14 protein-coding genes are annotated in these 20,692 nt (G+C 36.4%); 6 read left to right on the forward strand and 8 right to left on the reverse strand.

Annotated elements, in window-relative coordinates; genetic code table 11:
- Window positions 1–11: 11 nt before the first annotated feature.
- The 7 genes from E0I26_RS14540 to E0I26_RS14570 all read right to left on the reverse strand — a co-directional run bounded on the left by E0I26_RS14540 (window position 12) and on the right by E0I26_RS14570 (window position 5,274).
- Window positions 12–758 carry an LOG family protein gene (locus E0I26_RS14540; protein ID WP_131917168.1) on the reverse strand — a complete coding sequence of 249 codons (747 nt, stop codon included), beginning with the start codon at window positions 756–758 and terminating at the stop codon, window positions 12–14.
- A 148-nt stretch (window positions 759–906) separates the two neighbouring features.
- Window positions 907–1,209, reverse strand: coding sequence for a thioredoxin (trxA, locus tag E0I26_RS14545; RefSeq protein WP_131917169.1), 303 nt, complete (start codon window positions 1,207–1,209; stop codon window positions 907–909).
- Window positions 1,202–1,408, reverse strand: a complete 207-nt coding sequence (locus E0I26_RS14550; RefSeq protein WP_131917170.1) for a hypothetical protein — start codon at window positions 1,406–1,408, stop codon at window positions 1,202–1,204. The genes trxA and E0I26_RS14550 overlap by 8 nt, the downstream gene beginning before the upstream one ends.
- Window positions 1,409–1,434: 26 nt before the next feature.
- Window positions 1,435–2,271 carry a methyltransferase domain-containing protein gene (locus E0I26_RS14555; RefSeq protein ID WP_131917171.1) on the reverse strand — a complete coding sequence of 279 codons (837 nt, stop codon included), beginning with the start codon at window positions 2,269–2,271 and terminating at the stop codon, window positions 1,435–1,437.
- 23 nt (window positions 2,272–2,294) lie between these two features.
- Window positions 2,295–3,710, reverse strand: coding sequence for an MBL fold metallo-hydrolase (locus E0I26_RS14560; protein ID WP_131917172.1), 1,416 nt, complete (start codon window positions 3,708–3,710; stop codon window positions 2,295–2,297).
- Between the two features lie 80 nt (window positions 3,711–3,790).
- A complete protein-coding gene (locus E0I26_RS14565) occupies window positions 3,791–4,579 on the reverse strand; it encodes a sulfite exporter TauE/SafE family protein (protein WP_131917173.1) in 789 nt (262 codons plus the stop codon).
- Window positions 4,580–4,647: 68 nt separating this feature from the next.
- The gene (locus E0I26_RS14570; protein ID WP_131917174.1) at window positions 4,648–5,274 is read right to left on the reverse strand and encodes a Crp/Fnr family transcriptional regulator; all 627 of its coding nucleotides are present in this window, start codon (window positions 5,272–5,274) and stop codon (window positions 4,648–4,650) included.
- A 284-nt stretch (window positions 5,275–5,558) separates the two neighbouring features.
- Between E0I26_RS14570 and E0I26_RS14575 the strand changes: the two genes are divergently transcribed.
- From E0I26_RS14575 to E0I26_RS16535, 6 genes are all read left to right on the forward strand, one after another.
- Window positions 5,559–5,870, forward strand: coding sequence for a rhodanese-like domain-containing protein (locus E0I26_RS14575; protein ID WP_131917175.1), 312 nt, complete (start codon window positions 5,559–5,561; stop codon window positions 5,868–5,870).
- 61 nt (window positions 5,871–5,931) lie between these two features.
- On the forward strand, window positions 5,932–7,512 hold the full coding sequence (locus E0I26_RS14580) for an NADP-dependent glyceraldehyde-3-phosphate dehydrogenase (RefSeq protein ID WP_131917176.1): 1,581 nt from the start codon (window positions 5,932–5,934) through the stop codon (window positions 7,510–7,512).
- A 236-nt stretch (window positions 7,513–7,748) separates the two neighbouring features.
- On the forward strand, window positions 7,749–15,380 hold the full coding sequence (locus E0I26_RS14585) for a PKD-like domain-containing protein (protein ID WP_131917177.1): 7,632 nt from the start codon (window positions 7,749–7,751) through the stop codon (window positions 15,378–15,380).
- Between the two features lie 10 nt (window positions 15,381–15,390).
- The gene (locus E0I26_RS14590; protein ID WP_131917178.1) at window positions 15,391–16,386 is read left to right on the forward strand and encodes a PorP/SprF family type IX secretion system membrane protein; all 996 of its coding nucleotides are present in this window, start codon (window positions 15,391–15,393) and stop codon (window positions 16,384–16,386) included.
- 294 nt (window positions 16,387–16,680) lie between these two features.
- Window positions 16,681–17,367 (forward strand): hypothetical protein, encoded by a 687-nt coding sequence (locus tag E0I26_RS14595; protein WP_131917179.1) that lies wholly within the window; start codon window positions 16,681–16,683, stop codon window positions 17,365–17,367.
- A 271-nt stretch (window positions 17,368–17,638) separates the two neighbouring features.
- On the forward strand, window positions 17,639–18,046 hold the full coding sequence (locus E0I26_RS16535; RefSeq protein WP_165929458.1) for a hypothetical protein: 408 nt from the start codon (window positions 17,639–17,641) through the stop codon (window positions 18,044–18,046).
- A 219-nt stretch (window positions 18,047–18,265) separates the two neighbouring features.
- On the opposite strand, the gene katG is transcribed toward E0I26_RS16535, so the two are convergent.
- A complete protein-coding gene (katG, locus tag E0I26_RS14605) occupies window positions 18,266–20,515 on the reverse strand; it encodes a catalase/peroxidase HPI (protein ID WP_131917180.1) in 2,250 nt (749 codons plus the stop codon).
- Window positions 20,516–20,692 lie beyond the last annotated feature (177 nt).

Here is a 20,692-nt window from a genome sequence, read left to right on the forward strand (position 1 = left end):
TCATTTGATACTTACTGTTTTCTTTTTTCTCCAAACCACGATTTACGCTTATACTCATACTTTTTTAAACCAAATTTTTTGATAGCATGTTTATTAAGATGCGCTACCAATTCCTCTACTGAGTCAGTGATAAATAAAAGGCTCATATCTTCAGGACTTATACTTTCATTTTTTGACATGACTTGAATATGATGATACAGCTCCTTATGATACACGGTATCAAAAATTACTATCGGAAAATTATTGATTATTTTATTTTGAATTAAGGTCAGTGCCTCAAATAATTCGTCGAGAGTGCCTATTCCGCCTGGCATAACAATGAAAGCATAGGAATATTTCACTAAAATAACTTTCCTTACAAAAAAGTAAGGAATGTAAATCCATTTGTGCAAATAAGGGTTTGGTTTTTGTTCCACCGGAAGAACAATATTAGACCCAACAGAATAACCTCCCGCTTCATAAGCGCCTTTATTTGCAGCTTCCATAATTCCCGGACCGCCACCTGTCATTACTGTAAAACCTAATTTTGCTATTTCGGCACCAATGCGCTCTGCATTTTTATAATGCGCAGTTTCGGGACCAAATCGGGCAGAGCCAAAAACAGTAACACACGGGCCAATAAAATGCATTTTTTGAAAAGCTCTAATAAAGTTGTATTGAACTTTGAAAGTGAAAAACAAGTTTTTTAATCGTGTCAAAGGTCCTCTAACAAATAAAGATTCGGATCTTGAAAGTCTATATTGGCGTGGTTTTTCCATAGTGATTATTAAAGATAGGAAAAAAAAGAGTTAAATTCTGGTTGTATAAAAACAAAACTAAAATGCCACTTAAAAAATAACATAAGCAGTTGGGGTATAATCCAATAATTATATCCAAAATCAAGACCTATGACACCAGTACTTTTAGCTATTTATTGCTTTTCTCCAAAATAATTTTGATAATTTCCTCTTTGGATAACACACCGGATTGTCTCCATAACTGTTTTCCGTTTTGAAATAAAATCATCGTTGGAACCCCACGAACCTGATACTGACTTGAAATTTGCTGGTTTTTGTCCACGTCAATTTTGATGATGGAAACGTTTTCTCCCAAACTCTCTTTTACTTCTCTCAAAATGGGACTTAGCATTTTACATGGTCCGCACCATGTGGCAAAAAAGTCTATTAATACCGGTTTGCCTGAATTGATAATCGTATCGAAATTACTCATCTTTATTGTATTTAGTGTTAGGAATAGTACAACCATTAGAGCCACAACCTAAATTAAAAACGACCTGAATCAAGAAAAATAGTCCAAAACCAATGAACATCCATTCTTTTAAAATATAGGCTTGAGCAAATAAAAATAAGGCAAATGCCAGGCGAACCAAGCGCATTAGATGCCAATTTGTAAATAATAACTCTTTCATTTTTTTTCGAAAAAAGGAATTTAGTTTTACGGATTTATTTTTTTAATTTTATACTTCTCATCATAAGAAATCACATGTTGCAATGCTTGGATTGCAATTTCATTTTTACTGACAATCAATACCTCTGCAAAAGTACTGTTCATGCTTACATTTAAAATACCGTCAATTGCAATCAATTTTTCTGTGATGGTTTCCATACATCCACTGCACGTAATGCCTTCAAATTCATATAAATTCACCACAACCTGATTATTCTTTTTCAGTTCGATAAACAATTCTGAATCCGCTCTTGGTGCAATTGAATTTTCAGATACTTCCATTTTCAAAAAGTCAAAAGCGGCTGCAAAAAGCTTTTCATATTCTTCTTTACTTCCGCCAAAAGGAGGGCCGGATTCAAACGTTCTATTGAACAGTAGTCCCGCTAGAATTCCTTCATCAGCCAAAAGTTGATGCATTTTCCACACGTATTTTTGGCGCATTGTAGGAGGCAAAGCACAGAAAAAAGTTTGTTCAAGAACCAAATCATATTTCCCTTGATGTTCAAAGAAATCACCCAGTATAATCTGAATATTAGAATTGTTTTTAAACTTTTCTTTTAAAACTGCCACTGGTGTTGGCGCAATATCGATTACGGTACTATTTGTAAATCCTTGCTCCAAAAGATATTCGGCTTCATAACTATTTCCACAACCGGGAATCAAAATACTGCAATTTTTATCAGTAACCGTATCTACATACGTTTGTATGGGCGGAGATACTTTGCCTAAATCCCAACCGGTGGTTTTGGCTTCGTATTGCGCTTCCCAATAGGCTGCGTCAAGCGGTTTATCACAGGAAACTACACAACATTTTATATCTTCCATAATTTGATTTTTTGAAATTGCTTTTATTTCAAGACTTTGCTTTGGCAAACGAAATCCGTTTTTGGAACATCCGTTTTTGCAATAGCATTAAAACCGCCTTCAATTTCAGTGAAATTTCTAAAACCGCGAGCTTCCAGTATCGAAGCCGCAATCATACTGCGGTATCCACCCGCGCAATGCAGGTAAAAATGTTCTTTTGGATTAATATCTTTTATCCATTCATTGATGACCGCTAATGGCTTGCTGTAGGATTCCTCAATATGTTCCGCGCAATATTCACTTTCTTTACGAATATCGATTATTTTGCTTTCGCCAATTTTCACTGCTGCAGCAAATTGTTCGGCTGTGATTCTATGTACGGTATCAATTTCTTTTCCAGCTTTTGCCCAAGCATCAAAACCACCATTCAGATGACCTATTAAATTATCAAAACCCACACGACTTAAACGCGTAACGGTTTCTTCCTCTTGTCCCAGTTCACAAACAATTAGAATGGGTTGTTTTACGTCGGCAATTAAAGCACCTACCCAAGGAGCGAAATCACCATCAATTCCAATGTTTATGGATTGGGGAATAAATCCTTTGGCAAATTCTCCGTTTTTTCGGGTATCCAAAATTAAGGCTCCGGTTTCTTCGGCAGCCACTTCAAATTCGACTACAGATAGCGCGCGCATTCCTAAGTGCAATACGTTTTCAAAACTGTCATATCCTTTTTTATTCATCGCCACATTCATTCCAAAATAGGCTGGAGGAGGCAATAAACCTTCGGTAACTTCTTGTGTAAATTCGGCTTCAGTCATATTCGCACGCAACGCATAATTCGTAGCTTTTTGGTTGCCAATAGTAGATACTGTTTCCTTACTCATATTTTTTCCGCAGGCACTTCCTGCACCGTGAGCCGGATAAACAATAACATCATCAGCCAAAGTCATCACTTTATCTCTTAAGGAATGAAATAAGATTCCCGCTAATTCCTCTTGTGTCATATCTGCCGCTTTTTGGGCCAAATCAGGTCTTCCCACATCTCCAATAAACAAAGTGTCTCCCGAGAAAATGGCATGGTCTTTTCCGTTTTCGTCAATCAATAAAAAAGTGGAGCTTTCCATGGTATGTCCCGGAGTGTGTAATACTTTTATTTTGATGTTTCCAATGGTGAATTCCTGCCCGTCTTTAGCAGAAATACATTCAAATTCACAAGTTGCATTTGGACCATAAACAATTGGAGCGCCAGTTTGACGGCTTAAATCAACGTGACCGGATACAAAATCAGCATGAAAATGGGTCTCAAAAATATATTTCAATGTAACGCCGTCTCTTTCTAATCGGTCTAAATAGGGTTGGGTTTCACGTAACGGGTCAATAATTGCCGCTTCGCCATTTGAAGTAATATAATAAGCTCCTTGTGCTAAACATCCGGTATATATTTGTTCTATTTGCATGATAATACTATTTATTATTTTATTGTACAAAGATAATTTTGTTTTTTAGGATAAACTGTGACAATTGTTACATAAAATTTTTATTTGAAGAATAGTTCCTTGGTAATTATATAAATGCCCATTACTAATACAAACCAACCAAAGATTGGTTTTAGTTTAGCCCCATCTATTTTTTTTGAAAGCTTGATGCCAATAATCATTCCTATAAAAGCCATACTTGAAATCATCAGTAAAAATGAATAATCTATAGGTGTACCAATATACAAATCACCGCCAAAACCGATACTAGAGTTTATAAAGATAATTAATAATGAGGTGCCAACGGCTTGTTTCATTGGTAAATTAGCAAAAAACAATAATGCAGGTATGATTAAAAATCCACCTCCGGCACCTAAAAATCCAGTTACAATTCCAACTAAAAATCCAATTAGTCCCAGTTGTGTGTAATTTGTTTTGGGTAGACTTGTTACCGTTTTTGTTTTGCGTATCATAGATATTGCGGCTGCTATCATGAGTACTGAAAAAACAATCATTATCAGGAAATTTTTTGATACTTGGTAGGAAGCAATGGAGAAAATTGTTGCCGCTATTTTTGGGAAAATGACTTCTCGAATTATCAGTATCGAAAAAACCGAAGGAATGGCAAAGTATAATGCCGATTTAATTTTAAGATTCCCCATTTTATAGTGGCTAATACATCCAAATAAAGCTGTAATTCCCACTATAAATAGAGAATAACTGGTAGCATTTTCAGGATTTATTTTAAAGAGATAAACCAGAATAGGAACAGTAAGTATAGATCCACCACCTCCAATTAATCCTAATGAAAGTCCAATAATAATTGAAGCAAAATAGCCTAAATATTCCATCTTAATTTTTTTTGAAGCAACTTCCCTGGTAATTTTACTTACAGGAAATGGACTTCATTGAGCCGATTTTATTTTAAAAGTTCAATGTTATTACGGTGTAAGGAAACGATACCGCGTTGTTCCATTTTTTTCAACAAACGGGAAATTACTTCTCTTGAGGTATTCAACTCAGATGCGATTTCCTGATGGGACAGTTTCAATTCTTTACAGCCACAAGCGTCTGCATGGCGTTTTAAATAAAATTCCAAGCGCTCGTCCATTGCCCGGAATGCAATGCTGTCAATAACTTCCAACACTTCCTCAAAACGACTGCGATAAGAATTAATTACAAATTCATACCAACTGCGGTGTTGCATCATCCACTTGTCCATTAAAGGAAGTGGGACCATTATCAATTCAACATCCTCGACTACTTTAGCCATTATTTGGCTTTTTTCGTTTTTGGTGGCACAAATCATAGAAATGGCACAGGCTTGTCCGGGTTGCAAATAATACATGAAAAATTCACCTCCATTTTCATCTTCGCGATAAATCTTTATTTTCCCGCTAATTACTAAAACAGTGTTTTTGATGTACTGTCCAGTTCGTATGATAATATCACCCGCTTGGTAGGAATGAATGGTGGCATTCGTTTCAATTTCTTTCGCTAATTCATTAGAAAATGAAGAAAATATTTTCTTTATCGGATCAAGCATTTTGGTCTTTTTTCTATCGTTTGTACTGTAAAAGTAGTTTAAAAAACTCGAAAAAAAGTGGGTAATTTTTCGACTAAAAATAGTGACAAGTACTTGATTGATTGAATATTGTTTGCTTATTTCCTATGGATTTAATAGACTGATTTAATAAAAATAAGCACTAAATTTATAGTTTCTTGATAGTTAATGTTTTGCGAAAACGTTTTCTTATAAATATTATCCAATTAACAAATCGTACGTTTATTGTTAGCTAAAAACTTTGTATTTTTACAAAAAACATCACTATGAATTTAACACAAGAAGATTGGGTTTCTCAATTTGAAACTGACGAAAACGCAGTAATTTTAGACGTGAGAACCGAAGCCGAATTTAACGAAGGAATTATAGCCAATGCCATTAATATTGATATTCATTTGGGACAAGGTTTTATAACCGAAATTGAAGCGTTAGACAAAACAAAAAACTATTATGTGTATTGCCGCTCCGGAATGCGAAGTGCAAAAGCCTGCGAAATAATGAATGAGCTGGGTTTTGAAAATACGTACAACTTAGTTGGTGGCATTATAGAATGGGATGGAGAAGTAGTTGAACCATAAAAAAGAAAGAGGCAATTGCCTCTTTGTATTTATTTAAATTATAAATATAATATCCATTAGTATGAGTTTAATACCAGAAGAATTTAAGATTACAACATTATTGAATCAAGATACGTATTTAGTTGATGGAGAATTAAAAAAATGGGAAGGTCAGACCACGCCTGTTTTTTCAACAATTTCATCCACTGAAGCCTACGGTCCCACTATTTTAGGTTCAATCCCGTTTATGGGAGAAGCCGAAGCGCTGGAAGCAGTAAATGCGGCTAGTGCAGCGTATAATAACGGTCAAGGATTATGGCCTACCATGAAAGTTACGGATCGTATCAAATGCATGGAAAATTTTGTTACTCAAATGAAAACAACCCGTAAAGAAGTTGTCAAATTATTGATGTGGGAAATTGGAAAATCGTTGGGTGATTCCGAAAAAGAATTTGACAGAACCGTAGAATATATCTATGATACCATTGACAGCTTAAAAGAATTAAACAGCCGCAGCGCTCATTTTTCTAAAGTGCAAGGAATAAATGCCATGGTTCGTAGAGGACCGCTTGGCGTTGTTCTATGTCTAGGACCTTATAATTATCCGTTAAATGAGACTTTTTCATTACTGATTCCTGCCTTGATTATGGGAAATCCGGTAATTTTTAAACCAGCAAAGCATGGCGTTTTATTGATTTCACCTTTGTTGGAAGCTTTCAGAAGCAGTTTTCCAAAAGGAGCCATCAATATTGTATATGGTCGCGGACGTGAAGTGGCTTCGCCAATAATGAAATCCGGAAAAGTAGATATTTTGGCTTTGATAGGAAACAGCAAATCAGCGATTGCATTACAAGACCAACATCCGAATAAAAACAGATTGCGTTTGATATTAGGTTTGGAGGCAAAAAATCCTGCGATAATCCTTCCGGATGCCGATTTAGATTTGGCTATCCAAGAATGTATTGCGGGCTCTTTATCGTTTAATGGACAGCGTTGTACGGCTTTGAAAGTGTTGTATGTACATGAGTCTATTGCAGATGAGTTCAACAAACGTTTTGCTGCCAAAGTTGATGCGTTAGTTTTTGGTAATCCGTGGGAGGCATCCGTGTTTCTGACGCCTTTACCAGAAAAAGAAAAACCGGCTTATATCCAGGAATTGATTGATGACGCTACCAGTAAAGGTGCTGCAATAATCAATGAAAAAGGAGGAAAGCATTCGTCTAATTATATTTTTCCGGCAGTTTTATTTCCTATAAATAAAGAAATGCGTGTGTATCACGAAGAGCAATTTGGCCCGGTTGTACCTATTATTTCTTTCAAAGACATTCAAGAGCCTTTGAACGATATGGCCGAATCAAATTACGGGCAACAAGTAAGTTTGTTTGGAAAAGACATCAAAACTATTGCGCCACTTATTGATGCTTTGGTAAATTTAGTGTGTAGAGTAAACTTAAACAGTTCTTGCCAAAGAGGACCGGATGTTTTCCCTTTTACAGGACGAAAAGATTCGGCTGTAGGAACATTGAGTATTCACGATGCCTTGCGTTCATTCTCGATTAGAACCTTTGTTGCGTCTAAAGACAATGAGTATAACAATGCTATTTTGCAGGAATTATTGAGCAGTAAAGAATCTAATTTCATTAATACCGATTATATTTTGTAATCTTTTTTGATTAAAAAATTTAAGCCGTCTCGTTTTTTCGTGATGGCTTTTTTTATGGGATTCTGGCATGGAATTATTATTCTCTTCTCAGTGAAATTTAAATAATAAAAAAATAGCACGTCCTTACGGTAAACCGTAAAGTAATGAAGAAGTATTGCATTACATTTGTGGGAATTGTCTTTTTTTCTACATGGAAATTACATTAAATATTTTGGACAATTATTTAAAATACAACTATGAAACAACTTTACAGGATTATTTTTCTTTTTATCTTTTTATTTTCTTTCATTCCAAGTGTTCAATCACAAACAATTAATTTAATTCGATTTAACAATACGACCAATTATAACGCTGGTTCTGGAGTATCTGTAATAATAAACCCAACAGGAATATTCGATTTAAACAATCATTTTATTTTAGAGTTATCTAATGTTGGAGGTTTATTTACTACACCAACAACTTTAAATGATTTAGCGGAGTTTTATGTGCCAGTTGTAAATGGAACTTTGCCAGCTACTTTAGCTCCGGGGAGTTATAAGTTAAGGATTCGTTCTACAAACCCTGTTGTTACAATTGAAACAGGAAGCTTTAATGTAGTCGCAGGGAGTGGAATTGGGGTACCTAAATTTAAATCCAATTTGGATAATAATACTAATAGTGAATTTACATGTTTGGGTGAATGCTCTCCTTCGAATAATATTTTTGGAGATTTAACTGTGGCTGCTAATTCGAATACCAGTATCATTAACACGTATGGAAGAACTAATATAATTTGTAATATTATAAGTGGAGCAGTTTATTCTGTAAATTTAATTAATATTAATAATTCATCCATAACCAATATACCTATTGATGGTTCTTGGAATTTTGAAATACCTGATAATTTGGATATTGGAACCTATGTTTTTGAATTAGAATCCGAAAAATCTGGTGTTTTATCAATATTTAGTAATATTTTCATTTTTCATGGAAATGCCACTAGTTTAACCAATTCGTCCTCTGAAACTGTTTGTGTCGGAAATAATGTTGGATTTACTATTGTAACTGATCAAAGTGGAATTGGTAGAAATTACATGGGTTCAAAATATAGCATGAATTTTGGCGATGGTTCTCCAATATTATATTTTACTCAAGCTGAATTATTGAGTAATAATAATATTTCCCATATTTTTAATACCGTTTCTTGTGGGGCTGTTTCTTCTGTAGGGACTGGTTATTATGAAGTTAAAACGAAGCTTTTTAATAAAGGGATTTATAAATCAAATTTAAATGCAAATTATTGCAATGAATATTATGAAAATGGTGATGGTAAGATTGCAAAAGTTAATACCAACAAAGCTCCAATAGCAGACTTTACTGTCAGTCCAAACCAATGTATAAATACTGCTATTAGTTCTAATAATACAACAACTCTTGGTCAATATGGTACTAGTACTTGTTTAAATAACGCGAAATATTTTTGGTATTATAAAAAACCAAGTAGTTCCTCTTATGTTTCTGTCTCTCCTTCTTCATCTTGGATTGTTAATGGCAATTTAATAATTCCAGCTTCGGAGGTTAATGAATCTGGTTGTTGGTCAATTAAATTAAATGCTCAAAATGCTGGTGCAGGATGTACTACGACAACAGAAAAAATCAAAACCATAAAAATAGAAACTGTTCCCAATCCAACATTTACAAATGCTCCAGCATCACCTATATGTGCTGGAACCGAGATAGAATTTACGGATACCTCAGCTATTTCGAGTCTTCCTTGTCAGGATCTGGCTTATAATTGGAGTGTAACTCCAAAATCAGGAACTCCAGCGACTTCATCTGGATTTTCATTTTCAGCCCCAACAATTGCAACTTCACAAAATCCCAAAATAAAATTTACACAGCCTGGTATTTATACGGTAACTTTAAATATAACCAATTCTTGCGGAACTAGATCTTCGACACCAAAAGAAATAGAAGTATTTGGTGATCCTACGGTTAGTTTTACGCCAACTTCGCTTTTGCAATGTGTTTCAAATCCAGTTAATTATACGCTCGATTTTACCCAGTCCTCTATAAAACCCATTTATAGTGCGGCACCTTACGCACCAACAACTTATGATTGGACAATTTCTGGGACAGGAGTTACTTCAGCAGATTATACTTATACTGGCGGGACTTCATCTTCCAGCGTCTATCCTAAAATAATTTTCAATGCTTTTAAAATGTATACTATAAAAGTAAAAGTTAATGGTAATTGTGCAGGAACAAATGAAGCTGTTTTTACTTTTGCATTAAAAGAGTTACCAAATTTAATTATTAATAGTCCTATTGCCGTTTGTTCGCCTTCAACCGTAGATATTACAGTGCCAGCAATAACAACGGGTTCTGAAAGCGGATTGGATTTCACGTATTGGACTGATGCATCTGCAACAACAGCATTGTCAACTCCATCTGCGATTACGGCATCAGGAACGTATTATATTAAGGGAACCAAGACAAATGGCTGTCCAATAATAAAACCGGTTACAGTCACGGTAAATGCTTTACCTGCAATAGGAGGTACTTTATATGCTTGTATTGGTACAACTTCGCAATTATCGGGTTCAGTAACACCAGCTTTAGGTAGTCCTTGGCTTTCTTCAGATCCTAGTATAGCAACAATAAGTAGTGCCGGTTTAGTTACAGCAATAGCAATAGGTACTACATCAATAACTTATACCAATTCAAATGGTTGTTCAAAAAGTGAAACATTTACAGTAAATGCTTTACCTTCAATTACAGGGACTTTATCAGCATGTATCAACGCAACTTCACAATTAACGGGTTCAGCAACTGCGGCTTCGATTTCGCCATGGGTATCGTCAAATCTTACTGTTGCAACGGTTAGTAGTACAGGACTAGTAACTGCTAAATCGGTAGGGACAACGACAATTACCTATAAGAACTTAAATAATTGTACGGTCACTTCCACTTTTACGGTGAATGCTTTGCCAACGGTTACGGGCACTTTATCCGCTTGCGTCAATTTAACATCTCAATTAACGGGTTCAGGAACAGCCTCCTCTAGTTCCCCTTGGGTATCTTCAAATCTTACAGTTGCTACAGTTAGTGCTACGGGATTGGTAACAGCAGTATCGGCAGGGACTACTGACATTACTTATACAAATTCGGATGGATGTAAAGTAAATACAACATTCGCTGTAAATGACTTTCCTACAATAACAGGTTCTTCAAAGGGATGCGTAGGGACTACTACACAATTATCAGGTTCAGCTTCAGCGGCTACAAGTTTGACCTGGGTGTCTTCAAACCCTTCTGTAGCTACAATTAGTGCTACAGGATTAGTGACAAGTATAGCTGTAGGAACAACAACAATTACTTATAAAAACAGTAATAATTGCACAGTCGATTTGTTATTTAACGTAAATGGATTACCCAATTTAAGTATTACAGATCCCTTAGCCGTTTGTTCTCCTGCCACCGTTGATATATCCTCAAGCGCTATAACTACAGGATCTGATTCAGGATTGGATTTCACGTATTGGACTAATGCATCAGCAACAACAGTATTGTCAACACCATCTGCGATTACTGGTTCAGGAACTTACTACATTAAAGGAACTAATTTGAACGGCTGCTCTATAATTAAATCAGTTTCAGTTACAATAAACCCTGAACCCACAATAGGAGGTACTTTATCAGCTTGTATTGGTTTGACCTCACAATTAACAGGTTTAGGAACAGCAGCCGCAACTACACCTTGGATTTCATCGAATCCTTTAGTTGCTACAGTTAGTGATATGGGATTAGTAACAGCAGTATCGGGCGGAACGACAATAATTACATATACAAATTCCAATGGTTGTATAAAAACGGTAACATTTACTGTAAATAGTAATCCAATTATCACAACATCACAAACCCAAACGATTTGCACGAACACTTCATTTTCTATAACTCCTTTGGATGGCAGTGGAAATATTGTACCAATAGGTACAAGCTATTCTTGGGAAGCTCCAACAGTAACAGGAGGAGTAACAGGAGGCATTGCATTAGTAGATCAAACAACGATTAGTGGGACATTAATTAATGGTACGGATGCAGTTCAAACGGCTACTTATACGGTAACACCAAAATCAGGGAATTGTAGTGGAAATCCGTTTACAGTTGTTATTACCGTTAATCCTTCTGCAAAGGTTGCATTTTCTGAGGGAAATCAGGTCATTTGTACGGGAACAGATACTTTGCCCGTTGATTTAACTAGTGTAACGACTGGAAATGTAACTTTTAGTTGGACGGCTAATGTTCCAGCGGGAATTACGGGTATAACTTCTCTGACAGGTACAAATACAATCCCAGTTCAAAATCTTAATAATACAACAACAAATCCGCTTATCGTAATCTTTTCTGCAACTGCGTCATTAGAGAATAATGGGGTTTCTTGTTCAGGAACAATATATAAATATGAAATAACCGTAAACCCAACGGCTCAGCTAACTCAGCCATTGGATAAGGTGGTTTGTAATAACCAAGCAGCTTCAGTAATTTTTGCTAGTGCAAATACTGGAGGAACAACAACCTATTCTTGGACAAACACAGACAGCAGTATCAATTTACCTGCAACGGGAACGGGTGATATTTCATTTACGGCTTCAAATGCAACTACAATTCCAATAGTGGCGACTATAGAAGTAACACCTATTTTTACCAATGGAGGCAAAAGTTGCATTGGAACTCCAAAAACATTTACCATAACTGTGAACCCAACTCTGACAGTAGATTTACCAGTTAATCAAGAAGTTTGTAATGGTTCTCAAACCAGTGCCATTGTTTTTACTGGTACAATTCCAAGTACTGTTTATAATTGGACAAATACCAACACAACTATTGGAATTGGAGCAAGTGGAGTAGGAGATATTCCAGCATTTACAGCAATTAACAATGGAATAAATCCAATAACAACTTCAATTACTGTAACACCAAGTTTGAACGGTTGTTTTGGAACTCCAAAAACATTTACCATAACAGTAAACCCATCGCCGGCAGTTACTTTTTCTCAGCCAAATCAAATGATTTGTTCTGGTTCCTCAAGCGCAAGTGTAAATTTAAATAGTACAACAGCGGGAACTACTTTTTCATGGACCGCAATTCAACCCGCAGGAATTACAGGAGTTGTAACAAGTGGAGGGAATCCTATTCCTGTTCAAACATTAACGAACACTACAAATGCACCTATTGTAGTTACTTATTCGGTAAAAGCCGAATTAAATTCAGGAGTAATTTGTCAGGGTGCGGTTTATAGTTACACCATTACTGTCAACCCGGTACCACTGATAAATTCTCAAACCGCTACAATATGTAATGCGAATACTTTTAATGTTATTCCTCAGAATGGAGGTGGTACTATTGTTCCTGCTAACACACTTTATAGTTGGAGTTCTCCTATTGTAAGTCCAATTGGAGCAATAACGGGTGGCTCAGCGCAAAGTGTGAATCAAAATTCTATTAGCCAAACACTCACTAACGTAACAGACCAATTAGCAACGGCTACTTACACGGTAACGCCCAAGTCTGGGACTTGTACAGGTACACCGTTTACAGTAGTGGTTACCGTAAATCCATCTGCAAAGGTTGCCTTTTCTAGAGCCAATCAGGCTATTTGTACCGGAACTGAAACTTTGCCCGTTGTTTTAACTAGTGGAACTACTGGAAATGTAACTTTTAGTTGGGCAGCCAACGTTCCGGCAGGAATTACGGGGGTAACATCTCCGACTGGTACGAATACAATCCCGGTTATGAATCTTATTAATACAACAACAAGTCCGCTTATTGTAATCTTTTCGTCAACTGCGACATTAGAGAATAACGGCGTTTCATGTCAGGGAGCACCATTTAGCTATTCGATAACGGTTTACCCGCCCATTGTCATCACCACGAATCAAGAAAAAGATATTACTTGTTTTGGGGATGCCGACGGTAAAATTGCTATTACCGTAACAGGGGGCACGACGAATTATACTTATACTTGGACTAAAGATAATTTACCATTTGCAAACACCGAAGATTTGTCTAATTTGGCTCCTGGGGAATATACTGTTTCGGTTTTGGACACCAATAATTGTGGACCAGAAACGGCCACTTTCACGATAACCCAACCGCCAGTTTTAGCCTTAAATTGGGTTGGTCAAACGGATGTTTTGTGTTTCGGAGCGGCAACCGGAGCGATAACAGTAAATACGGTAGGAGGAACCCCAATCCAGATTTCTTCTGGCGTTTTTGATTATAATTATGCTTGGACAGGTCCAAACGGTTTTACCAGTACCAATCAAAATTTGAGTAAAGTACTGGCAGGAACTTATGATCTTACAGTAACAGATAATTCGGGATGTTTTAAAACGTTGTCTGTTATATTGACCCAACCAACGGAGATTGTTATTACGACAACCACAACCCCAATAATTTGCTATGGAGGAAATGATGCTTCCATAAAAGTATTGATTTCAGGAGGAATTGCACCTTATGCGATTCAATGGAGTAATTTGGGAGGTGGATTATTGCAGGACAACCTTTCGGCTGGGGATTATCTGATTACAGTCACGGATGTTAATGATTGTGTAAAAACACTTAATGTAAACATACCCGAAGCGCCAATTTTTACCATAAATCCGGTAGTGAAACAAATTTCTTGTTTTGGAGCGCATGATGGTAGTATAAATCTAAATTTAGTAGGGGGAATTGCTCCGCTGGCACTCGTATGGAGTGATGGAAGTACGGCCGGTTTGACTAGAAATAATTTAGGACCAGGAACTTATACAGTAACAATTAGTGATGGTAAACCATGTACAATTACCGAAACTTTTGTCATAATCGAACCGCAAACTTTGGTGCTTTCGGCCAATGTAATTCATGCTTTCGATTGTAATGATGCCAATAGTGGCGCTATAAATCTGCTGGTTGCCGGTGGAACGCCGCCATTTACATACGCATGGTCAAACGGTGCCACAACGGAAGATTTAACAGCTATTCCTGCTGGAAATTATTCGGTATCTGTTACTGATGCCAGAGGTTGCACAAAATCAATCCAGAATGCTATAAACAGACAACCACCGATTGTAATTGGAATACAAACAAAAACCGATTTTAATTGTGAAACCAAATATGTAAAACAAAGCTTTGTAGCTCAAGTTTCAGGCGGAATACCTCCTTATCAATTATCGTGGTCGAGCGGAACTGTAAGCGGAGCCAATAATGAAATGATGGACACCAATCAAAATGGAACGGTTGTTTTGGGTGTTACCGATAATTTGGGTTGTACAGCCAATTACAGCTTCAATGTTGCTATTCCAAAACTAGGATCACCTTCCTTCACGGTAAGTTCTTATGCTTTTTCAACTTATGGGATTTATTCCATCGTTGATCCTATACAATTCACGAATACCGCGACGGGGGATTATATCAGCACGGCTTGGGATTTTGGGGATGGTAGTGTTTCCAATGAAGAAAATCCAATTCATTCTTTTGTCAAAGAAGGGAATTATATCGTAACTCAAACCGTTACCTACGCTTTTGGATGCATATATACACAGACTATAACATTAACAATAGAAAAGGGATATCAGTTGATTAGCCCGAATGGATTTACGCCCAATGGAGACGGACTTAATGAAACTTTCAAACCTATGTTTACAGGTTTAAAATCGCTTCAGTTGGATGTTTATAATACTTGGGGCGAATTAATATATTCAGAGAAAGGGGAGACAATTCACGGCTGGGATGGAAAAGTAAAAGGGAAGGACTCAGAAAACGGTAATTATTATTATAAAGTAAAAGGCACTACTTTTTATGGAACTATAATAAATGAAAACGGTCCTTTTACATCAATAAAATAAGAATATCAAAATGAAAATAAAAATAGTCCCGTTTATAATCTTGTTATGTTTTTCTTTAAATGTAAAAGCACAAGATCCCATTTTTACACAATATTTCATGGTTCCCGAAACATTGAATCCAGGATTTACAGGGTTTTTAGAAACAACCAAAGCAGGAATATTGCACAGAACCCAATGGCCAGATTTGAATTTCAGGGTTGATACGGATTTTGGTTTTGTCAATACTTGGTTGGAAAATGCAAACAGCGGAATTGGAGTAAGTATTTTGAATCACAGAGAAAAGTTTACGAATTATAATTTCACTCAGATCAATCTTAATTATGCGTATCGGGTTCAAATAACGGACGATTGGTTTTTTAGACCCGCAATAGAAGTTGGTTTTGGAAACAAGTCTTATGGTTTTCAGAATATTGTTTTAGAAGATCAAATTAATATTGGTCAAGGCACTATTAACACATCGAGCGTAGATCCGCTTTTGCTGAATGACAAAGTGAATTTCTTTGATTTCTCAGCAGGAATGCTTTTTAATAATGAAAATGCTTGGGCAGGAGTTGCTCTAAAACACATTAATAAGCCCAATATATCTTTTGCGTCCAATGGAAATGTGCCTTTAGAAATGTTTTTTTCTGCCAATGCAGGCTATGAACTCCTATTGGGAGATTATATTGATATCACCTATTTACCCTATGAAACAAAAATGCTCGTGACGTCCAACTATATGACTCAAGGAGAATACAGCCGATTTGATTTAGGTGCAGGACTGGTTTTTAAGAAGTTTTTCTTTGGAGTTAGTGCCGCCACAAATCCCGGAAAAAAAGCGAATAACAGCCATTTTTTAACTTCCGTGAACCCTTTTGGAGGGTTGCAATACGAACATTTTAAATTTGGTTATTCGTATGATTTTAATACTTCTAAAATAGGAAAAACAGGCGGAATTTTTGAGCTATCAGTAATTTATCTATTTGATTTAGAAGTAAAATGTTTCGGTTGTCCCAATTATTATTGATCTTTAATTTCATTAATACCGATTATATTTTGTAATCTTTTGATCAAAAAAATTTAAGCCGTCTCGTTTTTTCGAGCCGGCTTTTTTTATGGGATTCTGTTTAGAATAAACTCTATTTTATGGAGAAATTAAAAGTGAAAAAGGACTGTCAACACGTGTTTTGATATTTGTTTTTAAAGATTAATTAGTTTGTAATAATCTGATTATCAGTATTTATTATTATATTTACGTAATAAAAATAACTTAAAAAATAGTAATATTAAAAACATTAAATTTTTTTTGAAACCAGTTTTGATGTTAGTTTTTACCGTTGCATTTTTATCTTGTAAAAACAATAAAACGGAGAAGACAGAACCTGAAGAAGTTATGCCTAAAGATACTGCTACTGCTGTTGCTGTATTTGAACCTTTTAAAGTAATTGGAATAAAGCATAAAATAGCGGATTATGAAAAATGGAGAAAGGAATATGATGCACATGATTCTATGCGAATGGTGTATGGAATCTCACATTATATGGTAGGAAGAGGAATTGACGATGCGAATATGATTATGATAATAGATAAAATTAATGATGTCCAAAAAGCAAAAGAGTTTAGTGTGCTTCCCAATCTGAAAGAGACGATGAAAAAAGCCGGGGTTACCGGTAAACCTGAATTTACGTATTATGAGGTAATACGAAATGACGACACACCGATTGATCAGAAAGACCGATTGATGGTGACGCATCGTGTAAAAGATTTTGATGCTTGGCTCAAAGTATACGATGCCGAAGGAACTGCCAAAAGAATGGAAGAAGGATTCATAGACAGAGGAATGGCCAGAAGTATAGATGATCCTAATATGGTGACGCTGGTATTTGCCATTACGGATATGAAAAAAGCAAAAGAAAACATCACCTCCGAAGCAAAGAAGAAACTGATGATGGATGCCGGTGTTGAAGGCGCTCCACAAATGTTTTTTTATAAGATAACGGATTATTGATACGTTTTAAAATATAAAGAAACCGTCTTATTTATTGAAATAAGACGGTTTTTTATGGGGTTTAGTTTTTTTTAATTAAAACAGTTGGTTTACGGGAAACCGTAAAGTAATGAATAACGAAACTTTTAGATTTGTAGGTATAGATTATTGTGGTTAATTATCTATACTTTAGCAAAAGCTATTTAATGGCACGAAGCCATCCAAACCGGTTGGATTAGTGCCACTTTATGGCTGATATATATGAGTTAGTGACAAGCATAAAAAAACAGGTATGAAAAATTCACCAAAAGAAAATAATCTTGAAATAAATAGAGGGCAATTTCTTGTATTAATATTTTTAAATTTAATCATACTCGGCGACACATTACCGGTATTAGTTGATAGAATAATTGATAATGATAATTATAGGCTTCATGATGGATTTGGAGATGCAGTGAAGGGTATAATCTATTTTTTTGCCACTTTAATTGTACTAATAACTATGAGATTTAGAAAAAATAAAATTGACTTTCTAGCAGTTTTGTTTTTTTGTATTGGAATAATGATCTGTATTCCTCTTTTAGGAATTCATAAGTTTATTACAATAGTAATCCTTTCTTTAAGCCTTATTATTTATATGATTCTTTCCTTTAAAAGAAAATTAAAAAACAATCCTAAAATTAATAATGCCAGCCACTAACCGCAGTTTGGCAATATGGCAATTTCAGTGCTGAAATAAATATAAAATTAAGAAATTTTAAATCAGTATTTTATGTTGGTTACTAACATTTAAGTGTGAGGCGGAATGAAGTGAAAGATTGAGTTTTGTTTAGGCAAAATAAGCAACAAATCAAATTGTAAATAAAAAAGGTGATCCGTTGCCAGACCACCTTTTTAAACAAATTATAAAACACTAAAATTAAACCAAGTCGAAACGGTCCAAGTTCATCACTTTAGTCCAAGCAGCTATAAAGTCTTTCACAAACTTTTCCTGAGCATCACTATAACCATACACTTCCGCAAGCGCTCTTAACTCTGAGTTAGAACCAAAAATAAGATCGACACGAGTTCCAATCCACTTTAGTCCGCCTGCTATACGATCACTTCCTACAAAGGCATCATCAGATTCTGAAACTGCTTTCCAAGTGGTACCTAAATCAAGTAGGTTCACAAAGAAATCATTTGTAAGCGCCTCTGGACGTTTTGTGAAAACACCGTTTTGAGACTGATCAAAGTTGGTGCTTAAAACACGCATACCCCCAACAAGAACTGCCATTTCCGGCGTTGTCAAAGTTAATAATTGTGCTTTGTCAACTAACATTTCTTCTGCTGAAACAGTATATTTTGTCTTAACATAATTACGGAATCCATCTGCTTGAGGCTCAAGAACTGCGAATGATTCTACATCTGTTTGTTCTTGTGAAGCATCTGTACGTCCCGGCTTGAAAGGTACTGATACGTAATGTCCTGCAGTTGCAGCTGCTTTTTCAATTCCTGCGCTACCACCTAAAACAATCAAGTCAGCAATTGAAACTTGTTTCCCGCCAGATTGCGTGCTGTTGAACTCATTTTTGATATTCTCAAGTTTGTTAAGCACTCTTTCCAGTTGGGACGGATTATTCACTTTCCAATCTTTTTGCGGAGCTAGACGAATACGACCACCGTTAGCGCCACCACGTTTGTCAGAACCACGGAAAGTGGATGCTGATGCCCAAGCGGTAGATACTAATTCTGGCACAGACAATCCTGAAGCAAGAATCTTTACTTTAAGTGTAGCAATATCTTGGTCATCAATTAATGGATGCGTAACAGCAGGAACTGGGTCTTGCCAAATTAGTTCTTCAGCAGGAACTTCAGGTCCTAAATAGCGCGCTTTTGGACCCATATCTCTGTGCGTTAGCTTGAACCATGCTCTAGCAAAGGCATCATTGAATTCTGCTGGATTCTCAAAAAAGTGTCTTGAGATTTTCTCGTATATTGGGTCAACTCTTAATGATAAGTCAGTAGTCAGCATAAATGGCGCATGACTTTTTGAAGGGTCGTGTGCATCTGGCACAGTACCAGCTCCTGCATCACCTTTTGGTTTCCATTGATGGGCACCAGCCGGGCTTTTGGTCAATTCCCATTCGAACCCGAACAAGTTTTCGAAGTAGTTGTTGCTCCATTTTGTTGGCGTTGTGGTCCAAGCACCTTCAAGACCGCTGGTAATTGTATCACCTGCATTTCCAGTACCATAGGTGTTTTTCCAACCTATGCTTTGCTCTTCAATAGATGCTCCTGCTGGTTCTGGACCTACGTATTTATTTGGATCAGCAGCACCATGGGTTTTACCCAATGTATGTCCACCAGCAATAAGCGCAACCGTTTCTTCGTCATTCATAGCCATACGGGTAAAAGTCTCCCGAATATCAATGGCTGCTAAAAGTGGATCAGGATTTCCGTCAGGACCTTCAGGGTTTACATAAATAAGTCCCATTTGTACAGCAGCTAGAGGATTTTCTAAATCACGGTCACCTGAGTAGCGGCTATTTGGAGTGTTACTAAGTGCTAACCATTCTTTTTCAGAACCCCAGTAAATATCTTCTTGTGGTTCCCAAACATCGGCACGTCCGCCAGCGAAACCAAAGGTCTGTAAACCTGCCGATTCAAGTGCGCAGTTACCAGTTAGAACCATTAAATCTGCCCAAGAAATTTTCTTACCATATTTTTGTTTGATTGGCCATAACAGCAAACGAGCCTTGTCTAGGTTTGCATTATCTGGCCAGCTGTTTAGTGGCGCAAAACGCTGCGTCCCGAAACCTGCACCACCACGACCGTCCGCGATACGATACGTACCTGCACTGTGCCAAGCCATACGAATAAAGAACGGACCATAGTGACCGTAATCAGCAGGCCACCAGTCTTGAGATGTGGTCATCATATCGAATATGTCTTTCTTCAAGGCATCTAAATCCAGAGACTTGAATTCCTCAGCATAATTAAAGGCCTCTCCCATCGGATTGGAAAGAGAAGAGTTTTGGCGCAGGATGTTTAATTTCAATTGATTTGGCCACCAGTCGCGGTTACTATTTCCAGTACCAGAGCTTTGATTTGGGGCAACTCCACCAGAAAACGGGCATTTACTTTCTCCGTTTACGTTGTAGGATGTTGGATTTGTGTTATTTTCCATAGTATGATTGATTTTTTATTTTATAAACTTAATATGACGAATTTACTGAAAAATATTCGCGCTTAAATTTATTTTTAATAGATAAAAACTATAGTAGTTGCTATACATAGGTATGTGCTAAATTTACTAAAAATGTTTAATTAAATAAGCATCAGTGCATCTGGATATTATCCAGCC

It is taken from the genome of Flavobacterium rhamnosiphilum, assembly GCF_004349195.1.
Taxonomy (GTDB): domain Bacteria; phylum Bacteroidota; class Bacteroidia; order Flavobacteriales; family Flavobacteriaceae; genus Flavobacterium; species Flavobacterium rhamnosiphilum.